General features: G+C 62.3%; 10 protein-coding genes. 4 read left to right on the top strand and 6 right to left on the bottom strand.

Annotated elements, in window-relative coordinates; translation table 11 throughout:
• The 4 genes from CH92_RS19765 to CH92_RS19750 all read right to left on the bottom strand — a co-directional run bounded on the left by CH92_RS19765 (position 1) and on the right by CH92_RS19750 (position 4,293).
• On the bottom strand, positions 1–1,515 hold the full coding sequence (locus tag CH92_RS19765) for a tripartite tricarboxylate transporter permease (RefSeq protein ID WP_025243489.1): 1,515 nt from the start codon (positions 1,513–1,515) through the stop codon (positions 1–3).
• Between the two features lie 2 nt (positions 1,516–1,517).
• Positions 1,518–1,961 carry a tripartite tricarboxylate transporter TctB family protein gene (locus CH92_RS19760; RefSeq protein WP_025243488.1) on the bottom strand — a complete coding sequence of 148 codons (444 nt, stop codon included), beginning with the start codon at positions 1,959–1,961 and terminating at the stop codon, positions 1,518–1,520.
• 61 nt (positions 1,962–2,022) lie between these two features.
• A complete protein-coding gene (locus CH92_RS19755; RefSeq protein WP_025243487.1) occupies positions 2,023–2,997 on the bottom strand; it encodes a Bug family tripartite tricarboxylate transporter substrate binding protein in 975 nt (324 codons plus the stop codon).
• A gap of 33 nt (positions 2,998–3,030) precedes the next feature.
• On the bottom strand, positions 3,031–4,293 hold the full coding sequence (locus tag CH92_RS19750) for an OprD family porin (protein ID WP_025243486.1): 1,263 nt from the start codon (positions 4,291–4,293) through the stop codon (positions 3,031–3,033).
• Between the two features lie 178 nt (positions 4,294–4,471).
• On the opposite strand from CH92_RS19750, the gene CH92_RS19745 reads away from it, so the two are divergent.
• Together CH92_RS19745 and CH92_RS19740 are read left to right on the top strand one after the other, a co-directional pair.
• On the top strand, positions 4,472–5,143 hold the full coding sequence (locus CH92_RS19745; protein ID WP_025243485.1) for a response regulator: 672 nt from the start codon (positions 4,472–4,474) through the stop codon (positions 5,141–5,143).
• Complete coding sequence (locus CH92_RS19740) at positions 5,136–6,542, top strand: sensor histidine kinase (RefSeq protein ID WP_025243484.1); 1,407 nt, start codon at positions 5,136–5,138, stop codon at positions 6,540–6,542. Before CH92_RS19745 ends, CH92_RS19740 begins: the two co-directional genes overlap by 8 nt.
• A gap of 1 nt (position 6,543) precedes the next feature.
• Here the strand turns inward: CH92_RS19740 and CH92_RS19735 are convergent, their stop codons facing one another.
• Entirely contained in the window at positions 6,544–8,451 is a 1,908-nt protein-coding gene (locus CH92_RS19735; protein WP_025243483.1) for a sensor domain-containing diguanylate cyclase, read from the bottom strand.
• A 406-nt stretch (positions 8,452–8,857) separates the two neighbouring features.
• Between CH92_RS19735 and CH92_RS19730 the strand changes: the two genes are divergently transcribed.
• Positions 8,858–9,823, top strand: a complete 966-nt coding sequence (locus CH92_RS19730; protein ID WP_025243482.1) for a TAXI family TRAP transporter solute-binding subunit — start codon at positions 8,858–8,860, stop codon at positions 9,821–9,823.
• 121 nt (positions 9,824–9,944) lie between these two features.
• Positions 9,945–12,497 carry a TRAP transporter permease gene (locus tag CH92_RS19725; RefSeq protein WP_025243481.1) on the top strand — a complete coding sequence of 851 codons (2,553 nt, stop codon included), beginning with the start codon at positions 9,945–9,947 and terminating at the stop codon, positions 12,495–12,497.
• Positions 12,498–12,631: 134 nt separating this feature from the next.
• On the opposite strand, the gene CH92_RS19720 is transcribed toward CH92_RS19725, so the two are convergent.
• A complete protein-coding gene (locus tag CH92_RS19720) occupies positions 12,632–14,317 on the bottom strand; it encodes a Na/Pi cotransporter family protein (RefSeq protein WP_025243480.1) in 1,686 nt (561 codons plus the stop codon).
• Positions 14,318–14,513 lie beyond the last annotated feature (196 nt).

Genomic DNA, 14,513 nt, shown 5'->3' with positions numbered 1-14,513 from the left:
TCAGGCGTGCGCCTCGTTCAGCTTGGTGCGGCGGCGCTGGCGCCACCAGCGCAGGCCGGGTAGGGCCAGCATCAGCGCGGCCAGGGCCCAAAGGATCAGGGTGATAGGGCTACCCCAGAGGATGCTCAGCTCACCTGCGGAGATCGATAGCGCACGACGCAGGTTGTCTTCCATCATCTCGCCGAGCACGAAGCCAAGAATCAACGACGACAGCGGAAACTCCAGCTTGCGTAGCAGGTAGCCGAACACGCCGAGCCCGACCATCAGCACCAGATCGAAGGTGGTGCTGTGCACCGAGTAAACGCCGACCAGGCTGATGGCCGTGATCGCCGGCACCAGGACCCAGTTGGGCACACTGAGCATTTTGGAGAACAGGCCGACCAGCGGAATGTTCATCACCAGCAGAATCACGTTGCCAATGAACAGCGAGGCGATCAGGCCCCACACGACGTCGGGTTGCTGTTCGAACAGGAGCGGGCCGGGCGTGATGTTGTACAGCGTCAGCGCGCCGATCATCACCGCCGTGGTGCCAGAGCCTGGCACGCCGAGGGTCAGCATCGGAATCAGCGAGCCGCAGGCGGAGGCGTTGTTGGCAGCTTCCGGAGCGGCCAGGCCGCGCAGGTCGCCCTCTCCGAACTTCCCGCTGTCGCCGGCCATGCGCTTTTCGCTCATATAGGTCATGGCGCTGGCGATGGTCGCACCGGCGCCTGGGAGGGTGCCGATGACAAAGCCTGCCAGGGCGCTGCGGACCATGGTCCAGAAGGTGAAGCAGAACTCCTTGAAGTTGAACAGCAGGCGTCCGCTGGCCTTGACCGCCTTTTGCCCGCTGTGGGTTTTTTCTAGCATTAGCAGCACTTCGCTGACGCTGAAGAAACCGATCACCACGATCACGAACTGAATGCCATCCGACAGGCTGACGCTGCCAAAGGTGAAACGGTAGACGCCCGTGGTGGAGTCCACGCCGACCGTCGCCAGTCCCAGGCCGATCAACGCCGCCATCAGGGTTTTGACCGGCTTGTCGCCGACCATGCCGCCGAGGCAGGCGATGGCGAAAATCATCAGTACGAAGTATTCCGCCGGGCCGAAGGCGACTGCCCACTTGGCCAGTAGCGGGGCGAACAGCACCACGCCGCAAGTGGCGATGATGCTACCCATGAACGAGCTCACCGCGGACAGCGACAGGGCGATGCCGGCTTTGCCCTGGCGCGCCAGCGGGTAGCCGTCGATGGTTGTCATGACCGCGGCGGCATCGCCGGGTACGTTGAGCAGGATGGCCGAAATACGCCCGCCGTACTCGCAACCCAGGTACACCGCCGCCAGCAGAATCAGCGCCGTTTCCGGCGGCAAACCCAACGCAAAGGCCAGCGGCAGCAGCAGGGCTACGCCGTTAATCGGACCCAGGCCCGGCAAGAGACCGACGATGGTGCCAACAAAGGCGCCGAACAGCGCCACCAGCAGATTCGTCGGTCGCGTGGCGACGTCGAAGCCGTGGAACAAAAAATTAAGCGTTTCCATTTTCAGCTCTCCAGCAAGCGCAGCACGCCGAGTGGCAGCGGCACATCAAGCAACAGGTCGAACAGGCCGTAGAGCAGCACGCCCATCAGCACGCCACTGATCAAGCAAAGCCACAGGCGACCGTTGAACAGCAGGCCCAGGGCGAATGTGGCTAGCGCCGTGGTAATGACGAAGCCGAGCTTTTCGAACAGCAGTGCATACGCCAGCAGTACCAGTACGCAGAGCAGGGCTCGTCGAGCCATCGCCCAGTCGAACGGCGGCGTCGGATCGCCGTGTGGTTTGCACAGCAGCCAGAGTGCCCCGCAGCCCATCAGAAACAGCAGCAGCAGCGGGTAAGCGCGTGGGCCAACCGGGTCGTAGGCGAAGGGCGCCTCGAAACCCCAAGCGAGCAACGCAAGACCGACGCAGGCGAGTAGCCACGCCGCGGCAAATACACGTACGTACATGTGGATTACCTCGAAGGGAGCGGGCAGCAGCTCCCATCCGGAAGCTGCTGCCCAACGGGTGTTACTTGACCAGGCCGAACTCGGCGGCGAGTTCCTTGTAATCGGCGACCTGCTTGTTGACGAAGGTCTTGAGCTCATCGCCAGTCATCGAAAGCGGGAAGAGGTCGCGCTGCTCGCGCAGTTTTGCGAAATCTTCATCGGCCAGCAGGGTGTCGAACTGCGTCTTCCACCAGTTGAAGTCCTCGTCGCTGACTTCCGGGCCCATGTAAAAGCCGCGGATGACCGGCCAGCTGATGTCGTAGCCTTGTTCCTTGGCCGTCGGGATGTTCGACAGCTTGCCTGGTAGACGCTCCTCGGAAAGCACGGCGAGGATGCGGATCTTGCCGGCGTCGAGCTGAGGCGTCACTTCGCCCAGACCGCTGCTGGTGACCTGGACATGACCGCCTAGCATGGCGGTCAGCGTTTCGCCGCCACCTTCGAAGGCCACGTAGCGCAACTTCTTCGGATCGACGCCGGCGGCACGGGCAATCAGTGCGGTCTGCATCCAGTCCTGGCCGCCAATGGTGGCACCGGCGCCGAAGACTACGCTGCTGGGGTCTTTCTTCACCGCAGCGATCAACTCGTCGAGATTTTTATAAGGCGCGTCTTCGCGTACCGAGATGGCGCCATAATCGGTGCCGATACCGGCCAGCCAGCGCACGTTGGTTTCGTCATAACGACCGAACTTACCCTGCGCCAGATTCAGCAACGAACCACTGGAGAACGCCGTGATGGTCGCCGGATCATCGGCGCGCTGAGCGATTACCGCGTTGTAGGCCACCGCGCCGACACCGCCGGGCATGTAGGTGACGCGCATTGGCGCTTCCAGCAGACCTTCGTCTTTCAGGCCGCTCTGGGCCAGCTTGCAGGTCAGGTCGAAACCGCCGCCGGGTTTGGCCGGGGCGATGCATTCGGGGCGTTTGGGTTCGGCCATCAGCTGACTCGAGAGCACCAGGCAGGTCGAGAGCAGCGCGAAACGACGGATTGCATTCTTCATAGTGTTTCCTCTGTTTTCTTATTGTGGACGGATTTACCAGATCGGCAGGTTGTAGCTGACGATCAGGCGGTTTTCATCGGCGTCGCGGGCGAAATCGGAGCGGAACATGGCGTTACGCATGCGCACGGCGACGTTCTTCAACGGCCCGGTTTGCACGACGTACTTGAGCTCGATATCGCGCTCCCACTCGCTGCCGTTGCTGCCGCCGTTGTATTCGGCGTTGTCGCCGGATATGTAGCGTGTAAGAAAGGTTAGGCCAGGTATGCCGACCGCGGCGAAGTTATAGTCGTAGCGGGCCTGCCAGGAGCGCTCGTCGGCGTTGGCGAAGTCATTGATCTGGACGAAGTTGACCAGGTAAGGATCGCCGCCATCGATGTAGGCGTAACCGGTATCGCCGTTCATCTGCTGATAGGCGAGGCTGACTTTGTGGCCGCCCAGGCTGTAGCCCACCATGCCGTTCCAGGCCTGGTTGTCGATCTTGCCGGCGTTGGCCGTACCTGTGTCATCGCTGATCATCAGGCGCAGATCGGCGGTCAGCGCCGAATCCTTGCTCAGCGGCCGGGAGACCTGCAGGTTGAAGAAGTGCTGGCGATAGATGTCGGCGAGTTCGGCCGCGTAGTAGGTACCGGTGAAGGTGTCGTTGAAGGCGTATTTGGCCCCGGCGAACGTCAGGTAATCAGCTTCGGCGGCACTGTCGAAGCGGCCGTTCTTGTTGTTCAGCTGCAGGTCCTGGGAGTTGGTCGATGCACGGTCGATGACCTTGTCCAGGCGCCCTCCGCTCAGGGTCAGGCCGGTCACCTCCTGCGACACCAGCATGGCGCCTTCGAACACCTGCGGCAGGGTGCGGCTGTCGCTGGCCTTCACCACCGGCGTTTCAGGAATGTGGCTGCCGTAGCGCAGTTCGGTCTCGGATATCTTCGCCTTGGCGGTCAGCCCGAGGCGGCTGAATTCGTCCGGGGTGCTGCCGTCGTCGTGTACCGGGAGCAGATCGGTGCCGGTGCGGCCGCCGCCGGAGTCGAGCTTGATGCCAAGCATGCCCATGGCATCGAGGCCGAAGCCGACGGTGCCTTCGGTGAAGCCCGATTCGATGTTGAGCAGAAAGCCCTGCGACCACTCTTCGCGTTTGGACTGGCCGTCACCTTCGCGGAAGTCGCGGTTGAGGTAGATGTTCTGAGTTTGCAGGGTCGCGCTGCTGTCTTCGATGAAATCGGCCTGGGCCAGGGGCGCCAACGAGGCGGCTGCGACGGCGAGGGCGAGACGAGCGTGTACGGAGTTAACTCTGACGGCAGTCAGCATCCTGTATCTCCACTATTGTTTTTGTCGTGGCGGCGTTTTGCCGCGCCAGGTGGATCGAGCCACCTGATGGCGATCCTAGGCGGCGAAACTTTCGCCAGGCTTTCAGGGGTGAAAGCAGCGTGCGGCTTACCTTGTCGCTACACTGGCGGCCCGTTCCGTGTGTGGCAGAGGACAGGCAATGCGGATACTTCTGGTCGAGGACCATCCCCAGCTCGCTGAAAGCGTGGCGCAGGCGCTGCGAGCGGCAGGCTGGACGCTGGATCTTCTGAATGATGGGGTGGCGGCCGATCTGGCGCTGGCGACCGAGGATTATGCGCTGGCGATCCTTGATGTCGGGCTGCCTCGGCTTGATGGTTTCCAGGTGCTGGCGCGGCTGCGGGAACGGGGAAATACGCTGCCCGTACTCATGCTCACCGCACGCGGCGAGGTCACCGATCGCGTGCACGGGCTCAATCTTGGCGCGGATGATTACCTGGCCAAACCGTTCGAGTTGTCCGAGCTCGAAGCGCGGGTCAAGGCACTGTTGAGGCGCAGCGTGGCCGGCGGTGAGCGCCAGCAGAGCTGCGGTGCGCTGATGTATGACCTGGACGCCAGACGCTTCAGCCTCGACCGGCAACCGCTGAGCCTCACTTCGCGCGAACAGGCGGTGCTCGAGGCGCTGATCGCGCGACCCGGGCGCGTTATGAGCAAGGACCAGTTGGCGGCGCAGGTCTTCGGTCTCGACGAGGATGCCAGCGCCGACGCCATCGAGATCTATATCCATCGCCTGCGCAAGAAACTCGAGGGCAGCGCGGTACGTATCGTCACCTTCCGGGGGCTGGGTTACCTGCTGGAGGCGGTGGATGGCTGAAACATTGCCGCTGCGCGTTGGAAGCCTGCGTGCCGGATTATTGCGCCGGCTGGCCGTGCTGCTGACGCTGATGCTGCTGTTCAGCGGCTGGAGTGCTTACTGGAACGGTCGCGCGGCAGCCGATTCGGCTTACGACCGCACGCTGCTGGCCTCGGCCCGAGCCATCGCCGAGGGGCTGGTGGCCAACGACGGCAAGCTGCGCGCCAATGTGCCCTATGTGGCGTTGGACACCTTCGCTTATGACAGTGCTGGGCGCATCTACTATCAGGTGCTCGATACCGAGGGCCGGCTGGTCAGCGGCTATGAGGGCCTGCCAGCCCCGGACGCCGATGTCCGGCGTACCGACGATTATCCGGCGTTGGCCCGTTTCTATGATGGCGAGTTCAGGGGCGAGGGGGTGCGCCTGGTCAGTCTGCTGCAGCCCGTCAGCGAGCCGTCGCTAACCGGAATCGCCGAGATTCGCGTGGCCGAAACCCTGGGCGCCCGCGAACGGATGGCGCGCGGCCTGCTCACCGACACGCTGTGGCGGGTCGGCCTGCTGGCGATTACCGCGTTGTTGCTGGTATGGCTGGCGGTGAGTGCCGCGCTGCGGCCGTTGGGCAAGCTCAGCGAGGCCGTGGAGCTGCGCCAACCGGACGACCTGCGACCGTTGCCGCTGGTGACGGTGCAGCGTGAACTCAAGCCGCTGGTTGCCGCGCTCAACCATTTCACCGAGCGGCTGCGCGGCCAGTTCGAACGTCAGGCGCAATTCATCGCCGATGCCGCTCATGAGTTGCGTACGCCGTTGGCGGCGCTCAAGGCACGCATCGAGCTGGGCCTGCGCGAACAACAGCCGCAGCGTTGGCAGGAGACCCTCGAAGAAGCCGGAGCGCACACGGACCGGGTCATCCATCTGGCCAACCAGCTGCTTTCGCTGGCACGCATCGAAAGTGGCGCGCAAGCAATTGCCGAGGGTGGTGCGCAGCGCCTGGATCTGAGCCGGCTGGCCCGTGAGCTGGGGCTGGCGATGGCTGCGCTGGCGCACAAACGCGGCGTAGCGCTGGCGCTGGAAGCAGACCACCCGGCGTGGATCCACGGAGAACCGACGCTGCTCAGCGAGCTGATGAGCAACCTGCTGGACAATGCCCTGGCGCATACGCCGAACGGCGGCAATGTAGTGTTGCGCGTACGTGAGGAAGGTGTGCTGGAAGTCGAAGACGACGGGCCCGGCATCGCCCCTGATGAACGCGAGAAGGTATTCGCGCGCTTCTATCGCGTACAGCAACAGGGGCAGGGCGCCGGGTTGGGATTGGCGATCGTCGGCGAGATCAGCCGAGCCCATCGCGCCAGCATCGAGCTGGGTCAGGGCACCCTGGGTGGGTTGCTGGTCAGGTTGCGTTTCCCGCCAAACGTCGATTGATTCAGGTCGCCTCGTCCGGCTCGGCGACCGCCACTTGATTGCGACCATTGCGCTTAGCTCGGTAAAGCGCGGCATCGGCGGCGGCGAGCAGTTGGGTCGCGGAACAGGACATTGGCGGCTCAAGCGTGGCCACGCCAATGCTGATGGTCAGGTCGAGGCGAGCCTCGCCGCAAGTCGGGTGCAGCGCGGCCACCGCCATGCGGATCCGCTCGGCCTGCTCGCCAGCCTGGCGGCTGTCGACGCCAGGCAGTGCTATGACGAATTCCTCACCGCCATAGCGCGCCACCACGTCGCCGGCGCGCTGACCGTGCTGCTTGAGCGCGGCGGCGACCAGGCGCAGGCATTCGTCGCCGAAGGGATGCTCGTAGGTGTCATTGACCTGCTTGAAATGATCGATATCCAGCAGCAGCACCGAAAGCGGCTTCTCGACGCGCTGCGCGCAGCGGATCTCCTCATCGATCATCAGATCGAAGTGCCCTCGGTTGGACAACTGAGTCAGCGCGTCGGTGATACTCATCCGCGTGAGCTGTTCGTTGACCCGTTCCAGGCCGCGCTTGGCGTCTTCCAACGCTCGGGTCCGTTCGGACACACGTGCTTCCAGCGCCTCGTTGGCCCGCATTTGCAAATCCAATGTCTGCTGCTGTGCACGCAAGCGTGACTCGCGCTCCAGGCCCAGTGCTTCAGAGGCTTGTAACGCGCTCTGCTGCGCAACGATTCGTCGATCCCGATCGTGGTTGATGCGCTCAGCCAACGCCATCGACAGCAGTACAAACTCAGCGAACATGCCGATCAGCTGTCCGTACAGCGTGTAGGCATTCAGCGCAAGCAGCCCTTCAAGCGCCAATAAATGAATGATGGTGGCCAACAGTAGTGTCGACCAGGCAATGATGAATAGGCGCGCGGAGCGGTTGCCCCGGATCCACAGGTTGATCACGGCAGCCATGGTCAGGATGCAGTGCGCCAGCGCAACCGATTCGGCCGCCAGGTAATTGGCCAGAGACGGCGCAAACAGGGTAACCAGTATGGTCACCGCCCAGTAGGCCATCAGCCCCCAGGTGACCAGCCAGACCCAGCCACCGTAACGGCGGACGCTGAGGAAGCGGCTGGCGAACACTAGCGGGGTGAAGAAGCAAAGGGCCGCTGACAAACCGTAAAAACGACGGGCGATAGGGGGCATATCTGGCCACAGGAACAGCTGGCCGAAGCCGGTTATGGCGAGCACGTAAAACAAGGCGCTGAGCAGATAGGCGACGTAGAGCAGATAGGCCACATCCCGGGTGAACACGAACAAGCTGCTGTTATAGAGAAGGATCACCAGCATGCCGCCGAAAAACAGGCTGATCATGGCCACATCGGTGATTTTCTCGGCGGTGAACCCCGCTTCGTCGGACAACACTAATGGCATGGCCATGAACTCACGGCCTTGAACGTGCATGTACACAACTGCCTTGCCGCCTTGCGCTAACTCGAACGGGAAGACCAGGTTCTGACTCTCGAGCGGCCGATCGTCCATGGGCACATGGTCACCCGCGCGCATCGGCGATCCCCATGCCCTTTGCTCCGGATAGAACAGTCGTACCTGCACATCATCCAGTACCGGCCATTTCAAACTCAGGTACCAGGTGCCGGCCGATAAGGCGCTGCTGCTCTCAAGCGTGAAACGCAGCCAGGCGCCCTGTGGCTGTTTTCTCAGATTGGGCTTTTCCAGTGGCTGCCAGGGCCAGTCTGCGGCATGAGCGGTTTCGAAATCCGCGTCAGGGTGGCCCTTCACCCAATCGATGGCCCCGACTTCCAAGCCTTCACTGTGCTTGCTCACCACTTTCGGCGTGACAGCCGCCATTACGGGAGTCGAAACGACGCCGACCAGTAATATGAGCAGGCTGTAGAGCAGCAGGAGGCGGATACGCATTCAGATTGGGACCTTGTTGAACTTTCTTTGCCGCAACGGAAGCGTAGCAAGTGGACATTGAAACGATACGGATAATGTCGAATTGATACTACATTCAGCCGCGTCAACGATCTGGCCATTTATCGGAAGCCCTGAAGCGCTCAGGGTCGTGCGGCTTCTTCTGTGCTTCCCGTTGACAATGGGTAGCGGACCGAATGAGGAAGTGGACCCAAAAATGTCGGAACGCTAATCCAAAGGGTTAGTCCATACGCTCAGCCCGTTCGTGTGGTTTGGCTTCCGAACGCAGCGGCGTGTCATAAAGCGACAGCGTTATTCGCATAAACCTATGGCCTGCTAGACTCCAAACTTCCGGCGTGGCTCACAAGGTCAGCGGGGCAATCCAAAACAACCAATAAGGAGTGAATCCATGAAAGGCAAATCCTTGGCATGGATATTTTCCGCCGCATTGGCGGGGACTGGTCTGAGCGGCGTGGCTCAGGCGCAAGAACAATTCGTGACCATCGGTACCGGTGGTCAGACGGGCGTTTACTATGTGGCCGGGCAGTCGATCTGCCGATTCGTTAACCGTAACGCCGAAGACCTCAAGTGCAACGCGCCCGCTAGCGGTGGCGGCGTGGCCAACGTCAACGGCCTGCGCAGCGGCGAGTTCAATTTCGGCATCATGCAGTCGGACCACCAGTACAAGGCGATGGAAGGCCTGGAGCCGTTCAAGAACGAAGGCGCGATGGACGACATCCGTGCGGTCTTCTCGCTGCAGAGCGAAGTCTTCACCGTGCTGGCGCGTCGCGACGCCAACATCAAAAGCCTGGACGACCTCAAGGGCAAGCGCGTCAACATCGGCAACCCCGGTTCCGGTCAGCGTGACACCCTCGAAGAAATCATGAAGGAAAAGGGCTGGGACAAGTCGGTTTTCGCGCTTGCAGCCGAGCTCAAGCCAGCCGAACAGGCCAGCGCCCTGGGCGACAACAACATCGACGCCATGACCTACTTCGTCGGTCATCCGAATGGCGCGATCCAGGAAGCCACCACCACCGTCGACGCCGTTCTGGTGCCAATTACCGGTCCGGAAATCGACAAGCTGTTGTCCGAGAAGAGCTACTACACCAAGGCTGAAATCCCAGGTGGCATGTACAAGGGCAATGACGGTGCTACTCAATCGATCGGCGGCAAGGCCGTGCTTTCCACCACCTCCAAGGTCGACGCGGATGTGGTGTACAAGCTGGTCAAGTCGGTGTTCGAGAACCTCGAGCGCTTCCAGCGCCTGCATCCGGCATTCAAGGATCTGAAGGCCGAAGACATGATCAAGGTCGGCCTGTCCGCACCGCTGCACGAAGGCGCCGAGCGCTACTACAAAGAGCGTGGCTGGCTGTAACGGGTTTCGGCCTGCTGCATCGAAGCGGCAGGCTGCCGTCCGCGGCTTTCGTCTGAAAACCCGTGTGCCCCGTGCCACGGGTTTTCGCGGTTCCGATACCTGAAAAAGCAGGCCACATTTCATGCAAGACAAAGAACTCTCTACAGAAGAGCTGATCGCCAAAGACGTTGGTGCGCGGATACCCGAAGGCACCATGGCGAAACTGATTTCGGGTCTGGCGCTGCTCTGGTCGCTGTTCCAGCTGTGGATCGCCTCGCCGCTGCCATTCATGTTGCGCACCGGCGTGTTCAACAATACCGAAGCCCGGGCGATTCATCTGGCGTTTGCCCTGCTCCTGGCTTTTCTCGCATATCCCGCATTCAAACGCTCGCCGCGTGATCGCGTGCCGTTGATCGATATCGCGCTGGGGCTGATCGCCGCGGCAAGCGCTGGCTACCTGTTCGTCGTGTATGAGCAACTGGCGCAGCGCCCCGGCAATCTGACCACGATGGATCTGGTCACTGCCTGTATCGGCATACCCTTGTTGCTCGAGGCCACTCGTCGTGCGTTGGGCCCGGCGCTGGCGATCATCGCGCTGGTCTTTCTCGGCTACAGCCTGGCGGGGCCGTACATGCCGGGCCTGCTGGCGCACCGCGGGGTCAGCTTCACTGCCCTGGCCAACCACCAGTGGATTACCACCGAAGGCGTGTTCGGCATCGCGCTGGGTGTGTCTACCAGTTTCGTTTTCCTGTTCGTCTTGTTCGGCGCGCTGCTCGAGCGCGCCGGTGCTGGCCACTACTTCATCCAGCTGGCCTTCAGCATGCTCGGCCATTTCCGTGGCGGCCCGGCCAAGGCGGCGGTCGTGGCGTCCGGCATGACCGGCCTGATTTCCGGCTCCTCGATTGCCAACGTAGTCACCACCGGCACCTTTACCATCCCCATGATGAAACGCACCGGCTTCTCCGCCGAGAAGGCTGGCGCGGTGGAAGTGGCCTCCTCGGTGAACGGCCAGATCATGCCCCCGGTCATGGGCGCCGCGGCCTTCCTGATGGTCGAATACGTCGGCATTCCCTATGTCGAGGTGATCAAGCACGCCTTCTTGCCGGCGCTGATCTCCTACATCGCTCTGGTCTACATCGTTCATCTCGAGGCGCTCAAGCTGGGTCTCACCGCTCTGCCGCGGGCCAACGTGGCCAAGCCGTGGGTGCAGCGGCTGATCGGGTTCGCCTTTGGCGTTGCACTGATTTCCGGCATTTCGCTGGCCGTCTATTACGGTCTTGGCTGGATGAAACCGGCCCTCGGCGACGGGGCGATCTGGGTAATCGGGGCGCTGTTGGTGGCGGTTTACCTGGCGCTGTTGAAAGTCGCGGCGAGTAACCCGCCGCTGCCCCCGGAAGACCCCGACGCCCCAATCGAGAAGCTGCCGCAGACGCGTCCGGTATTGCTGGCAGGCCTGCATTTCCTGCTGCCGGTGGTCGTACTGGTGTGGTGCCTGATGGTCGAGCGGCTGTCGCCCGGCCTGTCGGCGTTCTGGGGCTCGGTAATACTGGTCATCATCCTGTTGACCCAGCGCCCGCTGCTCAGCTGGATGCGCCGCGATGGCACCCACCAGCACGGCACGTTCATGGACGGTGTGGTCGACCTGCGTGAAGGCCTGATTGCTGGTGCGCGCAACATGATCGGTATCGGCATCGCGACCGCTGCGGCGGGAATCATCGTCGGCGCGGTTTCGCAGACCGGGGTCGGTCTGGTGCTGGCCGATCTGGTCGAGCTGCTGTCGATGGGCAACCTGATGTTGATGTTGCTGCTCACCGCCTTCCTCAGCCTGATCCTCGGCATGGGGCTGCCAACCACTGCAAACTACATCGTGGTGTCGAGCCTGTTGGCGCCCGTGGTCGTGGCGCTGGGGCAGCAGAGCGGCTTGATCGTGCCGCTGATCGCGGTGCATATGTTCGTCTTCTACTTCGGCATCATGGCCGACGTCACGCCACCCGTTGGCCTGGCTTCGTTCGCTGCCGCGGCGGTGTCCAAGGGCGATCCGATCAAGACCGGCATCGTGGCGTTCTACTACAGCCTGCGCACCGCCGCGCTGCCCTTCCTGTTCATCTTCAACACCGACCTGTTGCTGATCGACGTGGACTTCTGGCACGGCGTGGTGATCTTTATCGTCGCGACGGTGGCGATGCTGATTTTTGCGGCAGGCACCCAGGGCTACTTCCTGGTGCGTAGCCGCTGGTATGAAAACATCCTGCTGTTGCTGATCGCCTTCACCCTGTTCCGTCCCGGTTTCTGGATGGATATCGTGCACGACCCCTATCGTGACATTCCGCCGTCACAGCTGGTCCAGGCGATGGGTGCGGTGGAGGAGAACAGCCAGCTGCGTTTGCGCATACGCGGTGAAGACGCCGTCGGTGATACGCGCGAGTTCAGCTTGCTGGCAGCCATTCCTGACGGTGAAACCGGCGAAGAGAAGCTGGAAAAGTTCGGTCTGATGACTTACGAGGAGGACGGCAAAGTGCTGATCGACAGCGTGACCTTCGGTAGTCCCGCCGCCGAGCTGGGTCTGCAGTTCGATCAGGAAATCGTTGCGGTGCGCGCACCTACCGATCGGATGGCCAAGGAGTGGATGTGGCTACCCGGTCTAGCGCTGTTCGGCCTGGTGGTCTGGTTGCAGCGGCGACGCAGGCTGCGTTAATCGGCTAGCCGACGGTCCGGCCCCGGCATGCCCAGCATCGCCGGGGTTTTTTTCGACCCGCCGAAACTCCGAGCCGCCGCTTGCCTTGCATCCGAAGGCGACATTCCTCGCCAGGGTTCTGGCGCGGTTGCGGTTCAGGCCGGCTTCCCTGGGAGCTGATGCTGCTCGGCGTGTTCCTCGCGGGTGGGCTCGGTCGGGAGGCGACTCTTGCCACTGACTTGACCTTCCAGCGCCGCATAGCCGGCGCTGCAGAACAGCGAATTCAGGCGTTTCATGTCGGCGATCAATTCCAGATGCGTGGCGCTGGTTTCGATGCTTTCCCTCACCTGCTGATGCAGCCTATGTACGTGGGCATGGGCCAATTCACGTTCGCGCTTGCGGAACTGGCGCTTCTGCTGCAGCAGTTGGCGGGCGCTGTGGGCGTCTCCGGAAAGGAACACCGACAGGCCCAGGCTCAGATTGGCGCAGAGGAGCGTGTGCAGTTGGCTGAGTTCGTCCAGGCCCCGGTCTGAAAACGATCGGCGCTTGGATGTTTTGAGGTTCTGCACTTTGCCGAGCATGTGCTCGATGATGTCGCCGGCTTGCTCCAGGTTGATCGCCAGCTCGATGATCTCTGCCCAGCGCCGGCTTTCCTGCTCGGCCAGGTCTTCACGCGGCATGCGCGCCAGATAGAGCTTCACACCGCTGTAGAGCGCATCGACATCGTCATCCAGTCGACGGATTTCCTCGCCCGGCTCCGGCCTGTCTTCACGCAGCGCTTCAAGCAAACGTGCCAGCATGGCTTCCACCAGGTCACCGATGCGCAAGGTTTCACGTACCGCATTGGCCAAGGCGAGGGTCGGGGTATCCAACGCGGTGGGATCGAGATGGCGCGGCTGCGCAATGCCATTATCCAGCTCCCGTTCTGGCAGCAGGCGCTCGCAAAGCCGAGCCATCAGGCCCACCGTAGGCAGCAACAGCAGGCAGCGCAGTGAGTTGTACGCCAAGTGAAAAGCGATGACCTGGGTCTGAGCGCTGAAATTCAGCGTTGCCATCCATTCGACCAGCAGCGGCAGCAACGGCAGCACCAGCAGGCCAGCAAGCTTGTAGAGCAAGTTGCCAAACGCCACCCGGCGAGCCGGCACAGGTTGCGGAGTCGCGTTAAGCCAGGCCAGCACGCCGCTGCCGACATTCGCGCCAATGACCACACCGAGGGCGACCGGCAGGCTGATCAATCCGGCACTGGCCAGGGTTGCGGTGAGCAGAACCGCGGCCAGACTGGAATAGGAGAGCACCGCGAACAGCGCCCCCACGACCGCCGCCAGCAGGGTGTCCCCAGCCAGCGAAGCGAACAGCACGCGCATGCCGCGCGCTTCGGTGATCGGTTCGGCGGTGACCACGATCAGTTGCAGCGCCAGAATGATCAGACCAAGACCGATCAACACGCGGCCGAGCTGACCGGTGCGGGTCTGCTTGCGGGACAGGAACAGGCAGACCCCGACCAGGGTGCACAGCGGCGATAGCCACGACAGATCGAACGTCAGAATGCGCGACATCAACGCCGTACCGACATCGGCACCAAGCATGATCGCCAGCGCCGTGGGCAGCGCCATCAGGCCTTGGGAGACGAAGGAGATGGCCAGAAGCGCGGTGGCATTGCTGCTTTGCACCAGGGCGGTGACGCCGATACCGGCGCCGAACGCCAGCGGCGAGTTGGCCATGCTACGGCCCAGCAGTCGGCGTAAATGCGAGCCATAGACGCGCATGATGCCGGTGCGCACGATATGCGTGCCCCAGACCAGCAAGGCGATAGAAGAAAGCAGGTGCAGCAATGTCAGCATCAGATTCCAGTCCCGGCTGTTGGAAAACGGGCACAGCTGAAAGCGCTGAAATAGCAGAGAGCTGTGAGGAGTATAGAAGGTGGACCACGCTCAAGAGGCCGCTGTTCACGAAACTGTCATCGCGGCTGCGTCGCCCGTACAGCCGTTGTCCAACGCTGCGTGCGCGCGACACCTGAGCCTGCCCCCGGGCCGCTTT

Source organism: Stutzerimonas stutzeri (assembly GCF_000590475.1).
GTDB lineage: Bacteria > Pseudomonadota > Gammaproteobacteria > Pseudomonadales > Pseudomonadaceae > Stutzerimonas > Stutzerimonas stutzeri_D.
Note: the sequence above shows the minus strand (reverse complement) of the source record. Positions and strands in the feature narration are given on the sequence as shown.